The sequence below is a fragment of the Duncaniella dubosii genome, assembly GCF_004803915.1.
GTDB lineage: Bacteria > Bacteroidota > Bacteroidia > Bacteroidales > Muribaculaceae > Duncaniella > Duncaniella dubosii.
On sequence record NZ_CP039396.1, the window covers coordinates 1,211,043 to 1,232,597 of the forward strand.

Genomic DNA, 21,555 nt, shown 5'->3' on the forward strand with positions numbered 1-21,555 from the left:
TAATCCTTATCACTCCTTGTAGCTTCTGGCCGGAAGATAACAGAAAAGCGCAAAGAGAGCTGCGGCGAGAGCAATCGTTCCGCCTACGTAACCGATATCGGCCATCATCCCGTGTTCACAGACGATGCCACCTGCAAACGCGCCCGCACCGATGCCAAGATTGAATATACCGGAATATATGCTCATGGCCACTGCCGAATTGTGGGGAGAAAGCACAATGATTTCATTCTGAAATGCGATATTGTAGACAGTGATCGCAAGTCCCCACAAAACACATATCAGCGAAAGGGCCACCAGACCAAGCCGCGCGCCCGGAAGCAGAAAAAGCATAATCACCGGCAATGATATGCAGGCGGCGGAAATTATGAAACGCGGATGGCGGGGAAAATAGCGTGTCATAAGGAAACTGCCCGCAAGCCCGGCGATGCCAAAAAGACATAGCGTAAAAGTAATCGCCTTGGCCTCGATGTGCAGAATACTGTCCATGAACGGCTCGATGTAGCTGTAGCCGGTGTAGTGGCCTGTAACAATCACAGCCGTGATAAAGTAGACCATCAGAAGTGGACGCGACTTAAGAATATCTTTGAGCATCCGGCCTCGGGATTCATCCTGACCGCTGCGTGCAATCCTTGGGAAAAAGAAATAAAGCCCTATAAGTATCAGAAAAGAGAGCAAGCCGAGAAATCCGAGTGTCACTCTCCAACCGGCAAGCAGACCCAGCACACGACCGAGAGGAAGACCGATGACGAGAGCCACACCTCCGCCGGCGACAAGGGCACTCAACGCTGTCGAACGACGGCCGTCAGGACTTACTGCTACAGCCATAGTCGGAGCGATAGACCAGAACAGGGAATGAGCCGTAGCGACACCGATGCGCGACAACATGAGAGTCCAGAAACCGATGGATAATACCGAGCCGATGTGACTGACGAAAAACAATGCCACTACGTAGAGAAGCAGCCGACGAAAATCCATCCTCGCACACCAAAGCATCAAGGGCAATGACAGACAGGCAACAACCCAAGCATAGATGGTTATCAATAACCCGGCGTGAGCCTCGGTCACACCGAAGTCTGTTGCAATATCACTGAGAAGTCCGATAGGTGTAAGTTCGGATGTGTTGAAAGTAAAACCTGCGATAGTCAGCAGAATCAAGGGGAGAAAACGTTTCACAATTTGCTACCTTAGAAATTTTAGATCTTTTTCCTTAAAAAATTTGAGGTGCAAAAATACAAAAAAATCCACACCCGACGACTCTAATTTTATTATAGAAATCATCGGATGCGGATTCAGGTTCTTACGATTAGTTCTATATCACATTTTATAGTTCGGAAGGCGGGTGAGCAGAGAAATAATATTGGTGAGAATCTGTCGCAGATCGCCTTTTTCATCCGAACGTTCGCAAATGCTTTTTACTTCAATCAATGCGAGTGAAAGCGCTCCGCAGGATGTCAGATAAGGAAAGACCGGGACAATCATGATGCCGGATTCCTTTAGGAAATCAAGCGAAAATAAGAGCATGATATCGATGACGGTCATGGAGAACAATGCAAGGTAGTAACGGCCGATTTTATCAACCGTTCGTCTAAGGCCGGAGGAAGTGCATTTTTCACCGCGCAGTCTTGCTTTACGCAGACCGCTGATGAGATCGGCTATGACGGAAGCCAAAACACAGAGATAGTCAATAAGCAGGAGAAAAAACATGTTGAGTGGAGAATTGGGAGATTGAAATTTCAAGGAGACAGGAGAGAAAATTTTATGGCATGGGCATGGAAAAGGGATGCTGCAAAGTTAGTGATTGCAACATCCCTTTTTGGTGCGATAATACAAAAGATAATCTCAATTCTCGTCAACAGCATGGAGCGCGCCATAGACTATCGAAGCTTTGGCCGGTCCGATAAGTTCGGCTATAGTGTCGAGATCAGCCTCGCGCAGACGCTTGACACTTTTGAAATGTGTCAGCAAAGCAGTACGTGTCTTCTCGCCGACACCCTTTATCCCGTCAAGCTCCGACACGGCCTGCGACTTGCTGCGACGGTTGCGATGGTGTGTTATGCCGAAGCGGTGAGCTTCGTCGCGCAGATGCTGGACGACACGCAGAGTCTCGCTGTTCTTGTCAATGTAGAGGGGTATGCTGTCACCGGGGAAATAGATTTCTTCAAGACGCTTGGCTATGCCCACGACGGCAATTCTACCACGCAGTCCCATGTCATCGAGCGCTTCGACGGCTGCCGACAACTGTCCCTTGCCACCATCGACCACTATAAGCTGTGGAAGCGGTTTGTCCTCGCTTACCAGACGTGAATAACGACGCGTCAGAACCTCTTTCATGGAAGCGAAATCGTCAGGTCCGACAACCGTCTTGATATTGAAATGACGGTAGTCTTTCTTGCTCGGCTTTGCATCCTTGAAAACGACACACGATGCCACAGGATTCGTACCCTGTATGTTCGAGTTATCGAAACACTCTATATGGTGAGGAAGCTCGGAGAGATGAAAATCGGACTGCATACGTTGGAGTATTCGCTCGGTTCTTGTCTCAGGGTTTCTCTTCTCCATAGTATTGATACGGTCGACACGATGCTGGCGTGCATTCTTCTGAGAAACTTCCAGCAGCTTTGCCTTGTCGCCACGCTGTGGAATGACAAACTTGACCGAAGGCATCTCGACATCCGGCTCTTCGGCAACAATCACTTCATCGAATTTCACACCAAGCGACTCGGCGATCTCCGACATCGCATATCCCAGAAGCTGTGCCCGCGATTCATCGAGACGGCGTTTGAATTCCAATGTGACAGATTTCACGACTGCTCCGCGACGGACGTGCATATAGTTAATGTAGACATCGGAATCCTCGTCGTCAATGCCAAAAACATCAATATCCTCTATGGTCTGTGAGACAATCACGCTCTTGGCCTGATAACGCTTTATGAGGTCATACTGCTCCTTCAGTTCCTGTGCCTCCTCAAAGCGGAGCTCCATGGAAAGTTTCTCCATTTCGCCGCGCAGATAAGCGAGCAGTTCGCCAGTCTCACCGCGCAGGATCGCACGTATCCTGTCAATGTCGCGGTTATATTCTTCAGAGGAAACAAGCCCGTTGCAGCAGCCTTTGCAGCGCTTCAGATGATAGTCGAGACACAGACGCCCCTTGCCGGCCTTTATCCAGTCAAGGGTCATCGGCTGACGGCAGGAGCGCACACAATATATTTTTCTGACAAGTTCGAGTATTGCGCGTGCGGAACCCGAGTCAGTGTAAGGTCCATAATATTTCGAGCCATCCTTGATACGCTGACGGGTCATGAAAACTTTAGGAAAAGGCTCGTTTGTCACCACTATCCAAGGGTAGGATTTATCATCTTTAAGAAGGACATTGTAGCGAGGCTGATATTCCTTTATCATGGATGCTTCCAGATTAAGCGCATCCTGCTCGGTCGGGACTACAATGTAGCTCATGTCGACAATCGCACGGACAAGGAGATTTGTGCGCAGACTGTCATGAGTCCTGTTGAAATAGGAGCTGACACGTCTTTTCAGATTCTTGGCCTTGCCGACATAGATGACTGTACCCTCGGAGTCATAATACATGTAGACACCGGGAGTATCGGGAAGTATTGAAATTTTTTCTGTAAGGGAAGCTGATTTCTTATGCTTGGCCATAATCAAAAAGAGTGTTTATATACGAGGCAAAATGAGAATCATCCCGATGAATGATCTCACTTATACCTTACATCATAATATTATTTACCCCACACCTTGCGACACTACAGACCGAAAATCTGTACCACTCGCTAATTGTGGGGTTATAATCGCACATAGTCTCAAAAGACTATGCAGGGAAATAAAGTCGGAAGAAATCTTGGAAACGAAGTAAATCAATATGTAATCAAAGATGTCACCTCGGCTTCTGCCGGAAGATTTTCGCGACCTTTAAGGTCGAGCAGCTCAATGATAAAATTGATGTAAATTTTCTTCGGATTCATTGACTTCACAAGCTCATAGGCAGCCGCCATCGTACCGCCTGTGGCAAGGACGTCGTCATGAATCACAACCACATCGTCGGGGGTGATGGCATCACGATGAATCTCTATCACGTCTTTGCCATATTCCTTGTCGTAGGAAGTGCTGATAGTATCGGCAGGAAGCTTGCCGGGCTTACGTACGGGGACAAATCCGGCACCAAGTTCGAAGGCAAGAATCGAACCGCCGATAAAACCACGGGACTCAATTCCGACTACTTTAGTAACGCCTTTGTCGCGGTAAAGTTGAGAAAGATCCCACCCGATGATATGAAGACCGCGCGGATCTTTAAGAAGAGTTGTGATGTCGCGGAATATGACTCCTTTCTGCGGGAAATCATAGACATCACGAATGCGTCGCTTTAAATATTCCATATATTATATAAGTATTAAGTTTTAAGTATTAAGCAGCAGGTATTAAATAGAAAGGATAGAAGAATATCGCTTTGTATTATCACAGTTTTCTACGGGAAATCTCACGCGATTTTACCCGTTTTGTTTCACGTGAAACAATGATTTTATCGCCCTAACATAAGCAACAGAATGTTTATATCCGCCGGGGAGATACCGGGAATACGGGAAGCCTGAGCGATTGTTTCGGGATTGATTTTTTCAAGTTTCTGGCGTGCCTCAGTCGACAGGGTGGTAAGTTTCGAATAGTCAATCTTACCTCGGAGAGCAAGGTTTTCAAGACGACGAAGTTTGTCGGCAATCTGGCTTTCGCGCTGAATGTATCCCTGATATTTTATAAGGATTTCGGCAGCTTCGATAATTTCCTCCCGACGGCTTTCCTCTATATTTTCAGCAATGAAGTCACCTAAGGGTGTTATCACTTCCGATAGCTTCTGAATGTTCAGCGCAGGACGCAGGATAAGGTCATAAAGTTTCACACCCTGCTTCAACGGCTGCTCACCGATTGATTCAAGATATGGATTTACAAACGCGCTTTTCACCGAAAAGTCTTTGCAGAACTCAATCAGAGCATCGCGCTGACGACGTTTGCTCTCCATGATTTCAAAGCGGTAATCGGTAGCCAGTCCGATGGCGTGACCACGCGGAGTCAGGCGCATATCTGCATCATCCTGACGGAGAAGAATGCGATATTCTGCACGCGAAGTAAACATGCGATAAGGTTCGTCGACTCCCTTTGTGACAAGGTCGTCGATAAGCACTCCGATATAAGCTTCATCGCGCGCAAGAGTGAAGGGGGCTTCTCCTTTGACCTTCAACGCAGCGTTGATTCCGGCAACCAGCCCCTGTCCGGCAGCTTCTTCATAGCCGGTCGTTCCGTTGACCTGTCCGGCAAAATATAAGCCTGAAATGAGCTTTGTCTCTAATGTGTGATAGAGCTGCGTGGGATCAAAAAAGTCATATTCGATAGCGTAGCCCGGACGGTAGATCTGCACATTTTTGAGAGCCGGTACAGTCTCAAGCGCCCGGATCTGTATGTCGACAGGAAGAGAGGAAGAGAATCCGTTTAGATAGTATTCATTGGTCACTTCTCCTTCGGGTTCGAGGAAAAGCTGATGTTCGTTCTTGTCGGCAAAGGTGACAATCTTGGTCTCGATGCTGGGACAGTAGCGAGGCCCGATGCTCTTGATCTGACCGTTGTAGAGCGGAGAATCAGGAAGCCCCTCACGCAAAATCCGATGTGTCTCGGGATTTGTATAGACAGTGTGACACGGACGCTGATGCAGTCTGCGACGGACATTCGAGAGATAAGAGAATTTGTGGAAATCATCGTCACCCTCCTGAAGAGTCGTAAGACTCCAGTCAACCGAGCGGCCGTCAATGCGCACCGGTGTACCTGTCTTCATGCGGTCGGTTGCAAAACCGAGTTCGCGCAACTGCTCTGTGAGACCATATGATGCAGGTTCTGACACACGTCCGCCGGGAAGTTTCACCGGGCCTGTGTGCATTAGTCCGTTAAGAAAAGTACCGGCTGTCAGGACAACGGTTTTCGCATTGAAAGTCACTCCGAGACAAGTCCTGACACCAGCCACGCACCCGTCTTTTATAACAAGTTCATTGGCAGAATCCTGCCAGATGTCAAGGTTTGGAGTATTCTCAAGAATCTCGCGCCACAGACGGGAAAAAGCCATGCGGTCGCTCTGTGCACGCGGACTCCACATTGCCGGCCCTTTCGAGCGGTTAAGCATGCGGAACTGTATGGCACTTTCATCAGTGACAATGCCCATCATTCCGCCGAGCGCATCAATTTCTCTTACAATCTGTCCTTTTGCAATGCCCCCGACGGCCGGATTACAACTCATCTGGGCAATCTTGTTCATGTCAATAGTCATAAGAAGGGTGCTGACACCAAGACGTGCAGCAGCGTGAGCAGCCTCACATCCGGCATGACCCGCTCCTATGACAATGAGGTCGTAGTCAAATCTCATCTAACTTTTTTAGTGCTTTATTTTCAAAAGATTCCATTATCTCACGTTCGCCCGGCCCTTTATCGTTTATGCCGCATAAATGGAGCACTCCATGAATAATCACCCGCAACAGTTCACGGGTATATGTCGCTCCGACTAAAACTGAATTGGACTCGACGGTGTCAAGTGAAATAAACATATCGCCTGAAATCATCCTTCCGCGAGAGTAGTCGAAAGTGATGATATCCGTAAAATAATCATGATTGAGAAACTGACGGTTGACCTCGATAATCTTGGGGTCATCGCAAAAGATATAGGTCAAGGGGCCGACAATACGATTGTGAGAAGCAGCCACCGCTACAATCCACTCTTCGAGCCGTGCGGTGTCAAAATCAGGCATTTTTGTAGTGCCGTCGGTCAGCCACTCTATTTTCTTCATGTTACAAAGTTAGTCAATTTTTCATTTAACGTCAAAATTTTTAGATTCGTCATTTTCCCGAACATAAAAATTGAGCTTATTTTACTAAATAAAAGCCTTTTACGCCAATTTTAAGGCTCTGAGATTTTAATATTTTCAATCGCCCGCATAAACGGGCACGAATTTTACAACCTCAAAAGGCAAAATCGACAATAACTAAAAATAAAGACACTAAATTTTAAATATTAGACAATATATTCTATATTTTAATTTTCAAAAACAGTCCCCCTCCCCTACCCTATCGTTGAAAGCAGAGTCGTATCCGAAGAAACATCAAGTGCTACTTCCGACGAACAGGTCATGGGGATGTTGTGGTCAACATGGCCAATCGGGAAACCGAATGCGACAGGGAAATCGAATGGCTCGACAATTCGTGAAATCATGGCCTCCATTGTCGGGGAATTGCGGTCAGGAGCATAATCGGTAAACTGTCCGACAATAAGTCCGCCCAACGAACCGAGCGCTCCGCTCAGTCGGAGAGTGTAGAGTATACGCTCCACCTTATATATAGGCTCGGCAATATCTTCAATGAAGAGGATAGTTCCGGGACGGATCACATCAAAGGGAGTCGAAACCAGTCCGGCAATCACTGCGAGATTTCCTCCCGCCAACAAACCTTCTGCTTTGCCGGGACGATTCAAGGGATGAGCCTCCACCTCCACTTCAGGTACCGCTCCTTCAAGTTTCTCAAAGAGCAACTGCGAATCACCGTCTTTGCCTGAAAACTGCGCTATGTGTTTTGTCATCGGAGCATGGAGCGATTTGATTCCTTTACGGGTCATCAGCGCATGGAGAGCAGAGATGTCACTGTAGCCGACAACCCATTTCGGATCGTCGCGCAACGGCAGGCGGTCAAGACGGTCGAGAAGATGCACAGCTCCATAGCCACCCCTCGCGCAGATGATGGCACGTGTATCAGGATCGAGAAAGGCTGTCTCCAGATCGGAATAGCGCTCGTCGTCAGTGCCGGCATAAGTACCTTCGCGATTAAAGGTGTTCTCGCCGACATAAGGAATCCATCCCCGGTCAGCAAGGACAGGGAGACAGTTGTAGACAATCTGCGGCTTGATGATTCCGGCTGGTGAGACTATGGCTATACGGTCACCGCGTCGAAGCGGACGGGGAGTCAGAATGGAAAGCTCTGCCATGAGAAAATATATTATTCACGAGGCCGTGACGGCCACTTGTTTTTTACATTACGCGACCTGAACCGGGATTCCTGTTTCAGACGCTATGCGCTCCCCTATCCTCTCAAGCTCCTGACGGTCGATTTTTTCAAGAGTCTCGGCCGGAGTCTTGCGGTCGATGGAGTAGATCATGATTTCACGGGGAGCTATGGTCGTGTAGGCTTTGACAAGGGCATCGACTTCCGCCGTGGTAGTGTTGTCGATTTTCACTCCGTCATATTCTCCACGCAGAAACATAGTCTGGACAATACACTGGCCGTGAAACTTGGCAATGTCAGCTATTGCTTTTTCAGATGTGAATGCCGGATTGTTCGGGCGGTCGATCACTTTCATTGTATCCGTAACAGCCGAATCGAGTTTAAGAATATTGTTGTCGACTTTCCTTAAAGCCTCCTCGACCGAGGGACGGTCAAGACGAGTGGAATTGCTCAGTACACTGACCTTGGCCGACGGATAATACTCGTCGCGGATGCGCAGAGTGTCGTCGATCACTCCTCCGAAATCAGGATGGAGCGTAGGCTCGCCATTACCCGAAAAGGTAATCACATCAAGCGGCTCTCCGGCAGCACTCATGTTTTTCAGACGCGATTCAAGCTGTCGTGCCACCTGCTCGCGTGGAGGAAAGCCTGTTGTCCCCTGTCCCTGCGCATTAAAACCGGCCTCACAATACAAGCAGTCGAACGAACATATCTTACCGTCATCGGGGGTGAGATTGACACCGAGCGACACACCAAGACGCCGCGAACGTATAGGGCCGAAAATAGTGGAATGGAAAAGTACAGTCTGCATGATCTTATATTATGAAACCATTGGTTGGACCTACCGATAATTATTTATAGAGAGTCTGCAAATATGGCTTCGCAGACACTTGAATAGCAAAATTAAGCATTTTTTTCGGGGCTCTCCTTTGTTTTCGGGATAAAAATCACCATCTTTGCATTTATTAAATCATCCAACTCTTTAACCAAACACCATATCCCATGAATTTCGCACGTGACTCTTTCAGAATTTTCGCTGACACGACAGCTCTCTACCACAAGACTGACGATGTTGATGCCCGCGTTGCAAACCCCTATCAGGATGGCACAATCGAAGCTACCCTCTTTGCCAAGAACTGGATTGATGCCGTGCAGTGGCATCTTGAAGATATAATCCGCGACCCCAACATTGATCCCGTCGCAGCGCTTGCCCTAAAACGCCGCATCGACAAGTCAAATCAGGACCGCACAGATATGGTAGAGGAGATAGACACTTATTTCCGCGAGAAATATGCCGATGTGACACCATTGGCCGATGCAACGATCAACACCGAAAGCCCGGCGTGGGCGCTTGACCGCCTGTCAATTCTCGCACTGAAAATCTATCACATGGCTCGCGAAGTAGAACGCACCGACGCTTCGCCCGAGCACATTGCCAAGTGTCAGGCTAAACTCAACGTGCTTCTCCAGCAGGAAAACGACCTGACAACTGCCATCGACCAGTTGCTCGATGACATCGCTGCAGGTCGCAAATACATGAAAGTATACCGCCAGATGAAAATGTATAACGATCCGTCGACCAATCCCGTCCTCTACAAAAAATAAATCCGAGATAGATGTGAAACACAAAAACAGCAGGAGCGACATTATGTCATTCCTGCTGTTTTTGTGTTTCACCGCTCCCATCCTCTCTCACAGAAAGAAGCAGAGGCGGAATACAATATTTTTACACAGTGAGGATTTCTTTTTCCTTAGCTGCGAAAAGTTCATCAATCTTCTTGAGATATTTATCGTGGAGTTTCTGGACATCGTTTTCTGCATCCTTTTCCACATCTTCGCTCATACCCTGCTTCACAGCCTTCTTAAGACCGTCGATAGCATCACGGCGTGCGTTACGCACACTAACTTTCGCAGTCTCGGCCTCGGCCTTGGACTGCTTTACGAGAGCGCGGCGGCGTTCCTCGGTCAGCGGGGGAATGGAAATACGAATAATTTCACCGTTGTTTTCAGGAGTAATGCCCAGTTCGGAATTTATGATGGCTTTTTCAATTTCCTTGAACATAGCCTTTTCCCACGGAGTGATGGTGATGGTACGAGCATCGGGAACAGCTACGTTGGCAACCTGAGATACAGGCACGTTTGAACCATAGTAGCTCACGCGTACTGAATCGAGAATCTTCGGATTAGCCTTGCCTGCACGGATGTGGGCAAGTGCCTCATCGAGATAAGCCACGGCCAACTCCATCTTTTCTTGGGCCGGATTTAAGTAATCAGAGGGTTCCATTTTATAAGTATTAAGTTTTAAGTGTCAAATATCGGGGTCATGGAGACTATCCTGTTAATAGACGAGTGTGCCGATCGGTTCGCCCTTGATGACTTTCAGGAGATTGCCGGGGGTATCCATGTCGAACACAACGATAGGAAGATGATTTTCCTTGCAGAGAGCAGTAGCCGTGAGATCCATCACTTTAAGTCCGCGGTTGTAGACTTCGTCATAAGTGATTTTATCAAATTTGGTTGCTGTGGGATCTTTTTCAGGATCGGCGGTATAGATGCCGTCGACACGTGTGCCCTTGAGCATGACATCAGCTTCGACTTCTATGCCTCGGAGCGCACTGCCGGTGTCGGTAGTGAAAAACGGATTGCCTGTTCCTCCGGCAATGACAGCGACCTCGCCGCGCTGGAGGGCTTCTATGGCCACGCGGTTTGAATAATAATCGCCGATCGGATACATGTTGAGAGCTGTGAAAACTTTTGCTGGCTGACCGATAGCATCGAGTGCCGACGAAAGGGCGAGCGAGTTGATGACAGTGGCAAGCATACCCATCTGGTCGCCCTTCACACGGTTGAAACCTTTGGCCGCACCTGAAACCCCACGGAAGATGTTACCTCCGCCGATTACGATAGCCACTTGAACACCCATCGAACAGATTTCCATAATCTGACGGGCATATTCATTCAGACGGTCAGTGTCGATGCCATAGCCCTGCTTTCCCATCAGCGATTCACCGCTGAGCTTGAGGAGGACTCTTCTGTATTTTGGTTCCATTGTTTTTAATGAATTTTATACCGTTGTTTATTGATGTTTCAACAAAGGTAATGATTATTCCCGCAATAACACAACCATTGGACGCTAAAAATTAAAATACACATATTTTATATGTGGAAAACGCCGCAATATTCATGACAATTTGATTTCAAACTTTACACAATTTGGTTACAAATTTTCTCAAAAGATAAATATCCCCTATTTTTGCATATAAAGTCAACCGTATACTATCAGTTATTCTTTCTCCTTACTACATTCGTGAGTAATTTTGAATCAAAAACCATACCCGCTATTCTGCTCATAGATGACGACAGAAACATCACAGCCCTGCTCGAAAGTAACCTTCAGAGCGAGGGTTATCGTGTCACATCTGTAGTCCGGGCGGAAGATGCGCTAACCCTGCCGCTTGACACATTCAATCTCGTCATAACAGAAGTCAGACTACCCGGAGAGATCGACGGACTTGAACTACTTGAAAGAATGAAGGACGACCGCATGACCCAACATATCCCGGTGGTCTTCTGTACAGTTCTTGACGGTGAAAACGACATTATAGCCGGACTCAATTCCGGAGCAGACGATTATGTAATCAAGCCATTCTCACTGCGTGAATTCATGGCAAGAGTCCGCTCAGTGCTGCGCCGGCACAGAAATTTCGCACCTGCTTCAAATGCCCGGACAATCGAATACCGCACGCTTATACTCAATGTCGATTCACGCGGACTTATCATCGACGGAGATTCCATTTCGCTCTCACCGACCGAATTTTCCATACTTACCCAGTTACTGCGCTCACGCAACAAGCTCTTCACACGTGAAGAAATATTCACGACCGCTTGGCCCGGCGAGGAAATGAACAATCCGCGTCTCGTTGATGTCAACATCTCCCGACTGCGTAAAAAGCTTGGCAGCTACGGTCAGAATATTGTCAACCGTTCGGGACTTGGCTACGGATTCATGGACATCTGACAACGGTAACGCACATCTGAATATGAAAAAATCAAGTGCCATAAATAAAAGTCAGTCCGCACCGCTTCCGTCATCGACAACGCCGTTCATCCTTGAGGCCGGATGTGATGAAGCCGGTCGCGGATGTCTCGCCGGACCTGTATTCGCTGCAGCCGTAATTCTTCCTGACGGTTATACAAACGAACTTCTCAACGACTCAAAAAAACTGACGGCCCGTCAGCGGGAACTTCTCCGCCCTATCATCGAGCGCGACGCTGTGGCTTGGGCTGTAGCGTCGTGTGACCACAGCGAGATTGACAGCATTAATATTCTCAATGCCTCCATACTGGCAATGCACCGTGCGCTCGACAAACTCGAAGTCGTTCCCGGCGCTATAGCTGTCGACGGCAACAGATTCAAAGCCTACAAGGATATCCCCCATGCCACAGTAGTGAAAGGTGATGCCAGATTCGGCAACATCGCTGCAGCATCAATTCTCGCGAAAACTTACCGCGACGAATTTATGGATAATGCAGCAAAGAAATATCCCGGCTACAACTGGGAAGTCAACAAGGGCTATCCGACACGTGACCACAGAGCGGCCATTGCAGAGTTAGGACCTACCCCAATCCACAGAATGACTTTCAGACTGCTCCCTGACGAAGCTGCCCAAAAGAAGAGCAAGAAAGAAATCTGATTTTTCAACAGCAGTTTCAATAAGCTGTCAATAACTTCCCACAGCACTTATTTCCGATCATCCTTGCTTTGGCCGTTACCGGCTTTCAGCTTTCTCGCGGTAGTGTAGGCAAGAAGTTCCGATCTGTAGGATTGCATTGAAATTTCACGGCCGACTTTACCTTCAAAAATACCCCCTTCTCTGACAAAACTGTGCCAGAATGCTTTAAGGCCGTGGATAAATGGCGAAACAACACTTATATTCTCATCGCGCACAGAAAGGACTTTGGCCTTCATTGCGGCGTGTGAAGCCACTACTCTTTCATATTGCTCGCGTGTGTCACAACGATGGTGAAGTATGTCGCCGTCAATAAACTCAGGTCTGACGGAATCACGGAAAATGACCGTCTCCGAAACATCACGCAAATTCCAGTTGGCATAACGCTTGTCAAAAAGTCTTATCTGACGGTCGGGATACCATCCGCAACGTCTCACAGGTATACCGCAATAAAAGTTCAAGCGGGAGATACTATAGACCCTGTGGCCGAAACCATCATCTTTCAACTTTTTTATCGACTCCTGAAGTGCCGGCGACAAAAGCTCGTCGGCATCAATAGAAAGTATATATTGATGTGTCGTAAGGGATGTCGCATACTGCCGCTGCGCACCGAAACCGTCAAACTTACGAGTGCTGACACGACAGCCGAATTTTTCACAGATCTCAACCGTATGGTCGGTAGAGCCGGAATCGACCACTATTATCTCATCAGCCACACCGCGCAATGATTCCAGACAAGCACCTATATGCTTCTCTTCATTATATGCAAGTATGGTAGCTGATATTTTATTCATTAATGACAAGTGCAAACTTACCAACCACAAATGTAAAATAAATATTTCAAACGAGAGATATTTTAGCTAAAAAAACGCATCTGTAACCGATAATAAATCTTTTTTCATTATTTAATCCGCATTACAGATAGCTGTATTTAAGATTTCGAAATCTATCGGATACATATTATCTAAAAAATTAACAATTTCTTTTTACGTATAAATCACCTGTTTAAAAACAAAAAGCTACAAAATCGACTCCTATTAACCTATTTTAACTTAACGGGGGGGGGGATTTTGATAATTACTTATTACCTTTGCATCACTTAATGTCAGTAGGCTTATAGCTACTATCAAAGCAACGCATAACACAAAGTCAACTAAAAAGTTAGGTTAAATGCGGTGAGGGGTCTGTGAAGTTCCCTCATCTTTTTTTATGTTCCTATTCGAACCGAGCGTGTCGCACTCACGGACAATATGCTTTTTCTTTGGCCTTCCGTTTGACATGGTCATTGATGCACAATAAAGTGGTAAAAAAAACAAAATGGCAAAATGCCAGCAAACGACACTTTATTAACAAAAATTAACTAATGGGGGGGGGTAGTTTCAAACTTTATTATTACCTTTGCATCACTTAATGTCAGTAGGCTTATAGCTACTATCAAAGCAACGCATAACACAAAGTCAACTAAAAAGTTAGGTTAAATGCGGTGAGGGGTCTGTGAAGTTCCCTCATCTTTTTTTATGTTCCTATTCGAACCGAGCGTGTCGCACTCACGGACAATATGCTTTTTCTTTGGCCTTCCGTTTGACATGGTCATTGATGCACAATAAAGTGGTAAAAAAAACAAAATGGCAAAATGCCAGCAAACGACACTTTATTAACAAAAATTAACTAATGGGGGGGTAGTTTCAAACTTTATTATTATATTTGCAACACTTAAAAGTCAGTAGTTTATAGCTACGACCAAAGCAAAGCAACGCATAACACAAAGTCAACTAAAAAGTTAGGTTAAATGTGATGAGGGGACTGTGAAGTTCTCTCATTTTTTTATCTATATTCTTAAAATTCACCAATATCGGCTGTTAAATTTAATATTCATCATCAGTTATTGACAACGGCGACAAGTGTTCAAAGCCTATTAGAAAAATATCTAAAGCTTATAGCCAACTCCAATCCAGACCGAATGTGTGTTGCCGGGATTATCCACATCTATTCCGTGATGGGTGTATGGATGACCGTCAAGAAGACTATAATTCGAATAGCTGTAACCGAGATAAAACACATACCTGTCAATGGTGGCATTGATTCCTGCGCTGACATTCCAATAGGCCCATGAAGCGTTCCGACTACCTAAAGCCGGGACGGCGAGAGTTAATCCCGGAGAGGCAAAAAGATGAATCCCGAGATCCTGCGACTCGAATCTTAACAGGGCCGGCGAACGGAATACCACCGACGGTTTAAGCAACAATCTTGTGCAGTAATCATAATCACTGTCATCTATGAAATCATAGTCCAAGACATCGCCGATACCGTTTCCCCACCAGTCGGAAAACTCATGAATTTCGGAGTCGAGGCCGAGTGTTGCGCTCAACCCAACGTAGGGTACAGGCATCCACATGACACCGCCGTGAGCCTCCCAGCCATTGGAGTTGAGCCCTCCTAAAAACAGCCCCTCCCATATGTAATTTTCCGAGCCGTCGCGGGCATCAGACACGCTCGGAAACAACAGGCAGACGAGAGCAGGAAGCGACCGCAAGATAGATGTTTTTTTCAGTTTTTCCATTGACGAAATCCGACTTGTTTTTTACAAACTAATAAAATAATGAAGGTTTTCAACACAAGCCTGACGACAGCCGGCGCAGCGTAGAGAAGCCCTTTTCATATATGACTTGACAACGCAAAAATAATACTATTCCAAGACCTGAAAAAATCTCATCCGATAGTTTTCAACACTGTTAAAAACAATGTTGAAAACTGTAAATAACAAATCAAAGACTTTTTAAAGAATAACCTTGCATATATTATCACCCTGCTGATATATGACTTATATCATTTCCTCAAAATAAGTTATATTGAATCTGTCAAACGGTTTTCAATACCCTTTTCAACATAAAACGGTTGGAAATGACATGAAAAGTTTTTAACTTTGCACATTATTAACACAATGTTAATAAACTCGGTAAGTAGCCGAAATCAAGAGAGTTAATATGTAGATAACTATGAATAAAATGTAAGTCAGACATCAATAACCCATAATAGCAAGAAAATGGCTTAAAAGTTATCAAGCTTATTAACATCAACTATATTTACTCTTTAGAAGTTTTGATAAAAAATTTTTTCCACAAAATAAAACATAGAAATAAATGAATGTTGAAAACGGGTTTGTAGATGTCCCGGTCAAAGCCGGTCTTGACCTCCCCGCCGAAATCAGGAAATTGAAGGAGGAAAAGAATGCAGCAATTCTGGCCCACTACTACACGGTTGGAGAGATTCAGGATCTGGCCGATTTCGTCGGCGACTCCCTTGCTCTCGCACGGATTGCCGAGACGCTCGACAATGACATAATAGTTATGTGTGGAGTCCACTTCATGGGAGAGACTGTTAAGATTCTCTGCCCCGGAAAAAAGGTGCTTGTTCCCGACCTCAATGCCGGATGTTCGCTTGCCGACAGCTGCCCCGCCGACGAGTTCGAAAAGTTTGTCAGGTCTCATCCCGACCACACCGTAGTCAGCTATGTCAACACCTCTGCGGCGGTGAAGGCTCTCACGGATATAGTCGTGACTTCGGGCAATGCGATGAAGGTTGTCTCGTCGCTTCCGGCCGATGAAAAAATCATCTTCGGTCCAGACCGTAATCTCGGCAATTACATCAATTCGCAGACCGGACGCGAGATGTTGCTTTGGAGGGCGCTTGCCATGTCCACGAACAGTTCTCGCTCGAAAAGATTCTTGAACTTAAAAAAGAACATCCGCAGGCGAAGATTCTCGTTCACCCGGAATGTCCGAAGCCTATCCGGCTCGTGGCCGATAAACTCGGCTCGACAGCCGTGTTGCTCGAATATGCGGTCAACGATGATGCCGATGAATTTTATAGTTGCCACCGAAAGCGGCATTCTGCATGAAATGCGCCGCCGTTGTCCTGAGAAAACATTCATCCCTGCTCCGCCCAACGATTCGACCTGTGCCTGCAACGACTGTTCGTTCATGAAGCTCAATACTCTTGAGAAGCTCTACAATACGCTTGTCTACGAGCAGCCTGAGGTTCACGTCGACGAGAGCATCATTGACGAAGCCCGCAAACCGATCACCCGGATGCTTCAGCTCAGCTAACCATCATTATCCACGCAATCATGGAATACAATCATAAAGACATCGAGTCACGTTGGCAGAATTACTGGCGTGACAATAAGGTCTACAAGACCTCAATTGATCAGTCGCGCCCGAAATACTATGTGCTCGACATGTTCCCCTACCCTTCAGGCGCAGGTCTGCATGTCGGTCATCCCTTAGGCTACATCGCGTCTGACATCTATTCGCGTTACAAACGTCTCCGTGGATTCAACGTTCTCCACCCGATGGGTTATGATGCCTACGGTCTGCCCGCCGAGCAATATGCGATCCAGACCGGACAGCATCCCGAAAAGACCACCACAGAAAATATCGCGCGCTATCGTCAGCAGCTCGACCGCATCGGTTTCTGCTATGACTGGGACCGTGAGGTGCGCACATGTGATCCCAAGTTCTACAAATGGACTCAGTGGGCTTTCATGAAGATGGTCGAAAGCTACTATGACACCGAGCTTAACAAGGCTCAGCCCATTGCCAAGCTCGTGGAACATTTCGAAAAGGATGGCAGCAAGGGAATCCACGCAGCCTGCTCAGAGGAACTCGATTTCACAGCCGACCAGTGGAAGGCTATGTCGGAAAAAGAGAAAAGCGATGTGCTCATGAACTATCGCATCGCCTATCTTGGCAATACGATGGTCAACTGGTGTCCGCAGCTCGGAACAGTGCTTGCCAACGATGAAGTCAGCGAGGGGCTTTCAATCCGAGGCGGCTATCCTGTTGAACAGAAACTGATGTATCAATGGTGTCTCCGTGTCTCAGCATACGCACAGCGTCTGCTTGACGGTCTTGACGATCTTGACTGGACCGATTCGCTCAAGGAGACCCAGCGCAACTGGATCGGACGCTCCGAGGGCGCTGAGATGCGCTTCCCGATTGTAGGCTCTGACATCGAGCTTGAAATATTCACTACCCGCGCAGACACCGTATTCGGTGTGACTTTCATGGTCATGGCACCCGAAAGCGAATATGTCGACATGGTGACCACTCCCGAACAGCGTAAGGCTGTCGATGAATATCTCGAAAGCATCAAGCACAAGACCGAGCGTGAACGCATGATCGACAAGAAGGTGTCAGGTGTGTTTACAGGCAGTTATGCCGTGAATCCGCTTACGGGCAAGGAAATACCCATCTGGATCAGTGATTATGTACTTGCCGGCTACGGAACCGGAGCTATCATGGCTGTACCTGCCCACGATAGCCGCGACTATGCTTTCGCCCGTCATTTCAATCTTCCTATTATACCTCTTATAGAGGGATGTGATGTTTCAGAACAGAGTTTCGAGGCGAAGAGCGGCAAGATGATCAACTCAGCTTCAGCGGACTTCTCGCTCAACGGTCTTGAAGTGCCTGAAGCTATCGCCGCAACGAAGAAGTATATTGCAGAGAAGGGAATCGGCAAAGTGAAAGTCAATTATCGTCTGCGCGATGCTATTTTCAGCCGTCAGCGTTATTGGGGAGAGCCTTTCCCTGTGTATTACAAGGACGGCATACCTCATCTGATGGACGAATCGGCTCTTCCTGTCCTTCTTCCTGAAGTTGATAAGTATCTTCCAACAGAAACAGGCGAACCGCCGTTAGGACGCGCTAAAAACTGGGTGACACCCGATGGATATCCTATCGAACTTAACACAATGCCCGGTTTCGCCGGCTCGTCGGCATATTATCTCCGCTACATGGATCCCGACAACAACGAGGCTCTCGTATCGAAGGAAGCTGATGAATACTGGCGTAATGTTGACCTCTATATCGGAGGAACAGAGCATGCTACCGGCCACCTCATCTATTCGCGTTTCTGGAACAAGTTCCTCTATGATCTCGGCTATGTCGTGGAACACGAGCCTTTCAAGAAGCTTATCAACCAAGGTATGATTCAGGGCCGTACAAACTTCGTGTACCGCATAAAGGATACCAATACATTCGTTTCGCTCGGTCTCAAGGATCAGTATGACACCACACCTATCCGTGTCGACGTTAACCGTGTCAGCAACGATGTGCTTGACCTCGATGCTTTCCGTGCATGGCGTCCTGAATTCAAGGATGCGGAGTTTATACTCGAAGACGGCAAGTACATCTGTGGATGGGCTGTTGAAAAAATGTCGAAATCTATGTTCAATGTTGTCAATCCCGATGATATCGTGGAGCGTTACGGCGCTGACACATTGCGTCTCTATGAGATGTTCCTCGGCCCTATCGAGCAGAGCAAGCCTTGGGATACAAACGGTATCGACGGCGTGAACCGCTTTATAAAGAAACTGTGGGGACTTTTCTACAAGGGCGATAGCTGCCTCGTGGACGATAGCAAGGCTTCTCCCGATGCACTCAAGGCCGTCCACAAGCTTATCAAGAAAGTTACAGGCGACATTGAGAATTTCTCTTACAACACATCTGTCGCAGCTTTCATGATCTGTGTCAACGAACTTTCTTCGCTCAAATGCCACAGTCGCGAGGTTCTTGAACCGCTTGTAATACTCCTTGCTCCGTTTGCTCCCCACGTAGCAGAAGAGCTCTGGCACAGCGCTCTCGGTCACGACACTACTGTCAACGATGCTAAGTGGCCGGAATGGAATGAGGAATATCTGAAAGAGAACACTGCCAATTATGCCGTTTCTTTCAACGGTAAGGCTCGTTTCACCATTCAGGTACCTGCCGATATGCCCAAGGAAGAAGTAGAGAAACTCGCGCTCTCACACGAATCCTCGGCCAAGTGGCTTGACGGAAAGACTGTCCGCAAGATAATCGTCGTCCCCAACAAGATTGTCAATATAGTAATCGGATAATATATTAACCTGACGAAAGACAGGTAAAGGGTACAAAAATTCAGAAATGCCATAAATTACATATTTTTATTAGCCTGAAACTAATAATAAGTGTATGTAATTTATGGCATTTCTGAATTTTTGTACCCTTTATTCCTATACCCTTTATTAACGAGAATCAAAGCACGATTCTCTGAGGGCACGATATGTATTAGAGTTCCAGTGGATTCCAGCCGTCCTCGCCGGCGAGGACGGTGGTTATTGCGTATGGTGTCGGGTCGGAGAGCTGACGTGAGTATGATACGCGGGCCGATGGGTTTGCACCCTCGCCTGTGCTGTTGTATTCGGCGTAAGTGACAGTCTTTTCGTTGGATTCCTTGCCCCAGTTGTTCCAGCCTGCGGGTGAGATGTGCTTGCCTAACTCACAATTGATGAATATAGCCTGTGCGTATGGTCTCCACGGGCGCGAAAGAGGCACGTTTGTCACTCCATTTTCAGCGGTCAGCTTGCAGTCGTGGAACACATAGCCATATTTGCTGTCTTCGGGGGTTGCGGGAGCTGTCACATATCCTTTTCCACGGCTGTGGATCTGACAGCGGTTGAAGACAGCTGTCGCCTTACCGAAAATAAAGTCTACAGTGCCCTCTATGTAGCAGTCCTCGTAGTATTGACGTGTAGGATAGCCGTAGGTGTAAAGAGTGTCCTGACAGCCGAGGAAACGGCATTTACGAAAGATTGCACGGTCGCCGCTGACAAAGCATGCCACAGCCTGCCCTACAGGTCCGGAGCTGTTTTCGAAAGTGAGGTTCTCAGCGATGAAATCGGGTGCATAGATATAGCATGATGCAGAGCCTGAGGTCGATTTTTCCTCGCCGAAACGATTGGGTTTCGAGGCATAGTCATCGTAAGTGATGACCGCACCGTCTTCTCCTGTGAGAGTAAGATTGATCTTGCATTCAGGAATGATAAGTTTTTCCTTGTAGCTGCCCTTTTTGATGAGTATGTTCGTACGGTTAGCCTTCCGGAAATCAGGCACTGCGTTTATTGCCTCCTGTATGGTTGTGAAGTCGCCGCTGCCGTCCTGAGCTACTACAAAATCATATTTGCGTTCGGTTGCACAGGCGGAAACGATGCTTACGAGAAGCATCAGTAGGGATAATGATTTTCTTAACATGGGATGAAGTAAGGTTAAAAATATTGTTTATAAGTTATTCGATACCTTTGAGGAGGTCGGGACGGAGGCGGCGTGTGCGTTCGAGAGCCTGTTCGTGCTTCCAGTCGTCAATCTTGGCCTTGTGACCTGACAGGAGTATGTCGGGGACGCGCCATCCTTTGTATTCTGCCGGACGAGTGTAGACCGGCGGAGCGAGGAGATTGTCCTGATAGGAATCACTAAGGGCACTCTGTTCGTCGCCTATAGCGCCGGGAATCAGTCTGATAACGGCATCGGCGATGACTACTGCAGGAATTTCTCCGCCTGTCAGCACATAGTCTCCGATAGAGATTTCCTTTGTAATCAGGTGTTCGCGTATGCGGTAGTCGATTCCTTTGTAGTGACCGCAGAGTATAATAAGATTTTGTGCAAGAGATAGGTAATTGGCCATCGGCTGGTCAAACTGTTCGCCATCAGGTGATGTGAAAATTACCTCGTCATAGTCGCGCTGCGATTTCAGGTCGGCAATGGCACGGTCGACGGGTTCAATCTGCATAACCATTCCGGCCTCTCCACCGAAAGGATAGTCGTCGACTTTGCGATGTTTGTTGGTTGTGTATTCACGGAGATTGTGAACCACGATTTCAGCCAGACCCTTGTCCTGTGCGCGCTTTAATATCGAACAGTTAAGGGGAGATTCAATCATCTCGGGGAGTACGGTGAGGATATCGATTCTCATATTTCAATCTATCGTT

General features: G+C 47.2%; 18 protein-coding genes and 1 pseudogene. 5 read left to right on the plus strand and 14 right to left on the minus strand.

Going from position 1 to position 21,555, the window contains the following annotated elements; all coding sequences use genetic code 11:
• Positions 1-9: 9 nt before the first annotated feature.
• From E7747_RS05285 to E7747_RS05320, 8 genes are all read right to left on the minus strand, one after another.
• Complete coding sequence (locus E7747_RS05285; RefSeq protein WP_168185239.1) at positions 10-1,173, minus strand: MFS transporter; 1,164 nt, start codon at positions 1,171-1,173, stop codon at positions 10-12.
• Between the two features lie 141 nt (positions 1,174-1,314).
• A complete protein-coding gene (locus tag E7747_RS05290) occupies positions 1,315-1,704 on the minus strand; it encodes a hypothetical protein (RefSeq protein ID WP_136414557.1) in 390 nt (129 codons plus the stop codon).
• A 135-nt stretch (positions 1,705-1,839) separates the two neighbouring features.
• Positions 1,840-3,657, minus strand: a complete 1,818-nt coding sequence (gene uvrC / locus E7747_RS05295; protein WP_136414558.1) for an excinuclease ABC subunit UvrC — start codon at positions 3,655-3,657, stop codon at positions 1,840-1,842.
• Between the two features lie 215 nt (positions 3,658-3,872).
• Positions 3,873-4,391, minus strand: a complete 519-nt coding sequence (locus tag E7747_RS05300) for an adenine phosphoribosyltransferase (RefSeq protein ID WP_123613793.1) — start codon at positions 4,389-4,391, stop codon at positions 3,873-3,875.
• Between the two features lie 143 nt (positions 4,392-4,534).
• Entirely contained in the window at positions 4,535-6,415 is a 1,881-nt protein-coding gene (gene mnmG / locus E7747_RS05305; protein ID WP_136414560.1) for a tRNA uridine-5-carboxymethylaminomethyl(34) synthesis enzyme MnmG, read from the minus strand.
• Entirely contained in the window at positions 6,405-6,833 is a 429-nt protein-coding gene (gene ybeY, locus E7747_RS05310) for an rRNA maturation RNase YbeY (protein WP_394366320.1), read from the minus strand. The genes mnmG and ybeY overlap by 11 nt, the downstream gene beginning before the upstream one ends.
• 272 nt (positions 6,834-7,105) lie before the next feature.
• A complete protein-coding gene (locus E7747_RS05315; RefSeq protein ID WP_136414562.1) occupies positions 7,106-8,020 on the minus strand; it encodes a S66 peptidase family protein in 915 nt (304 codons plus the stop codon).
• 48 nt (positions 8,021-8,068) lie between these two features.
• Complete coding sequence (locus tag E7747_RS05320) at positions 8,069-8,848, minus strand: radical SAM protein (RefSeq protein WP_136414563.1); 780 nt, start codon at positions 8,846-8,848, stop codon at positions 8,069-8,071.
• Positions 8,849-9,039: 191 nt separating this feature from the next.
• Here E7747_RS05320 and E7747_RS05325 point away from each other — a divergent pair, with 191 nt between their 5' ends.
• On the plus strand, positions 9,040-9,642 hold the full coding sequence (locus tag E7747_RS05325) for a DUF4254 domain-containing protein (protein WP_136414565.1): 603 nt from the start codon (positions 9,040-9,042) through the stop codon (positions 9,640-9,642).
• A 121-nt stretch (positions 9,643-9,763) separates the two neighbouring features.
• On the opposite strand, the gene frr is transcribed toward E7747_RS05325, so the two are convergent.
• Together frr and pyrH are read right to left on the minus strand one after the other, a co-directional pair.
• On the minus strand, positions 9,764-10,321 hold the full coding sequence (frr, locus tag E7747_RS05330; RefSeq protein WP_123613787.1) for a ribosome recycling factor: 558 nt from the start codon (positions 10,319-10,321) through the stop codon (positions 9,764-9,766).
• A gap of 54 nt (positions 10,322-10,375) precedes the next feature.
• Positions 10,376-11,086, minus strand: a complete 711-nt coding sequence (gene pyrH, locus E7747_RS05335) for a UMP kinase (protein ID WP_123613786.1) — start codon at positions 11,084-11,086, stop codon at positions 10,376-10,378.
• Between the two features lie 258 nt (positions 11,087-11,344).
• Between pyrH and E7747_RS05340 the strand changes: the two genes are divergently transcribed.
• The gene (locus tag E7747_RS05340) at positions 11,345-12,055 is read left to right on the plus strand and encodes a response regulator transcription factor (RefSeq protein ID WP_136414567.1); all 711 of its coding nucleotides are present in this window, start codon (positions 11,345-11,347) and stop codon (positions 12,053-12,055) included.
• Between the two features lie 22 nt (positions 12,056-12,077).
• Positions 12,078-12,731 carry a ribonuclease HII gene (locus tag E7747_RS05345; RefSeq protein ID WP_136414568.1) on the plus strand — a complete coding sequence of 218 codons (654 nt, stop codon included), beginning with the start codon at positions 12,078-12,080 and terminating at the stop codon, positions 12,729-12,731.
• Between the two features lie 47 nt (positions 12,732-12,778).
• On the opposite strand, the gene E7747_RS05350 is transcribed toward E7747_RS05345, so the two are convergent.
• Together E7747_RS05350 and E7747_RS05355 are read right to left on the minus strand one after the other, a co-directional pair.
• Complete coding sequence (locus E7747_RS05350) at positions 12,779-13,561, minus strand: glycosyltransferase family 2 protein (protein WP_136414570.1); 783 nt, start codon at positions 13,559-13,561, stop codon at positions 12,779-12,781.
• A 1,133-nt stretch (positions 13,562-14,694) separates the two neighbouring features.
• Entirely contained in the window at positions 14,695-15,327 is a 633-nt protein-coding gene (locus tag E7747_RS05355) for a hypothetical protein (protein ID WP_136414572.1), read from the minus strand.
• Between the two features lie 580 nt (positions 15,328-15,907).
• Here E7747_RS05355 and nadA point away from each other — a divergent pair.
• Together nadA and leuS are read left to right on the plus strand one after the other, a co-directional pair.
• A complete protein-coding gene (nadA, locus tag E7747_RS05360; RefSeq protein ID WP_228449262.1) occupies positions 15,908-16,873 on the plus strand; it encodes a quinolinate synthase NadA in 966 nt (321 codons plus the stop codon).
• 20 nt (positions 16,874-16,893) lie between these two features.
• Positions 16,894-19,668, plus strand: coding sequence for a leucine--tRNA ligase (gene leuS, locus E7747_RS05365; protein WP_136414574.1), 2,775 nt, complete (start codon positions 16,894-16,896; stop codon positions 19,666-19,668).
• 190 nt (positions 19,669-19,858) lie between these two features.
• Here the strand turns inward: leuS and E7747_RS05370 are convergent.
• Positions 19,859-20,755 (minus strand): annotated as a pseudogene (locus E7747_RS05370) (pectinesterase family protein); the annotation flags it as partial.
• 100 nt (positions 20,756-20,855) lie between these two features.
• Positions 20,856-21,539, minus strand: a complete 684-nt coding sequence (gene trmD / locus E7747_RS05375) for a tRNA (guanosine(37)-N1)-methyltransferase TrmD (RefSeq protein WP_136414578.1) — start codon at positions 21,537-21,539, stop codon at positions 20,856-20,858.
• Positions 21,540-21,555 lie beyond the last annotated feature (16 nt).

Bases quoted from the DNA above. Each gene is read 5' to 3' on its own strand.
- E7747_RS05320 (WP_136414563.1), bottom strand. From the start codon at position 8,848: ATGCAGACTGTACTTTTCCATTCCACTATTTTCGGCCCTATACGTTCG.
- mnmG (WP_136414560.1), bottom strand. From the start codon at position 6,415: ATGAGATTTGACTACGACCTCATTGTCATAGGAGCGGGTCATGCCGGA.
- E7747_RS05345 (WP_136414568.1), top strand. From the start codon at position 12,078: ATGAAAAAATCAAGTGCCATAAATAAAAGTCAGTCCGCACCGCTTCCG.
- E7747_RS05300 (WP_123613793.1), bottom strand. From the start codon at position 4,391: ATGGAATATTTAAAGCGACGCATTCGTGATGTCTATGATTTCCCGCAG.
- leuS (WP_136414574.1), top strand. From the start codon at position 16,894: ATGGAATACAATCATAAAGACATCGAGTCACGTTGGCAGAATTACTGG.
- frr (WP_123613787.1), bottom strand. From the start codon at position 10,321: ATGGAACCCTCTGATTACTTAAATCCGGCCCAAGAAAAGATGGAGTTG.
- ybeY (WP_394366320.1), bottom strand. From the start codon at position 6,833: ATGAAGAAAATAGAGTGGCTGACCGACGGCACTACAAAAATGCCTGAT.
- trmD (WP_136414578.1), bottom strand. From the start codon at position 21,539: ATGAGAATCGATATCCTCACCGTACTCCCCGAGATGATTGAATCTCCC.
- pyrH (WP_123613786.1), bottom strand. From the start codon at position 11,086: ATGGAACCAAAATACAGAAGAGTCCTCCTCAAGCTCAGCGGTGAATCG.
- E7747_RS05315 (WP_136414562.1), bottom strand. From the start codon at position 8,020: ATGGCAGAGCTTTCCATTCTGACTCCCCGTCCGCTTCGACGCGGTGAC.
- E7747_RS05355 (WP_136414572.1), bottom strand. From the start codon at position 15,327: ATGGAAAAACTGAAAAAAACATCTATCTTGCGGTCGCTTCCTGCTCTC.
- E7747_RS05290 (WP_136414557.1), bottom strand. From the start codon at position 1,704: ATGTTTTTTCTCCTGCTTATTGACTATCTCTGTGTTTTGGCTTCCGTC.
- uvrC (WP_136414558.1), bottom strand. From the start codon at position 3,657: ATGGCCAAGCATAAGAAATCAGCTTCCCTTACAGAAAAAATTTCAATA.
- nadA (WP_228449262.1), top strand. From the start codon at position 15,908: ATGAATGTTGAAAACGGGTTTGTAGATGTCCCGGTCAAAGCCGGTCTT.
- E7747_RS05325 (WP_136414565.1), top strand. From the start codon at position 9,040: ATGAATTTCGCACGTGACTCTTTCAGAATTTTCGCTGACACGACAGCT.
- E7747_RS05350 (WP_136414570.1), bottom strand. From the start codon at position 13,561: ATGAATAAAATATCAGCTACCATACTTGCATATAATGAAGAGAAGCAT.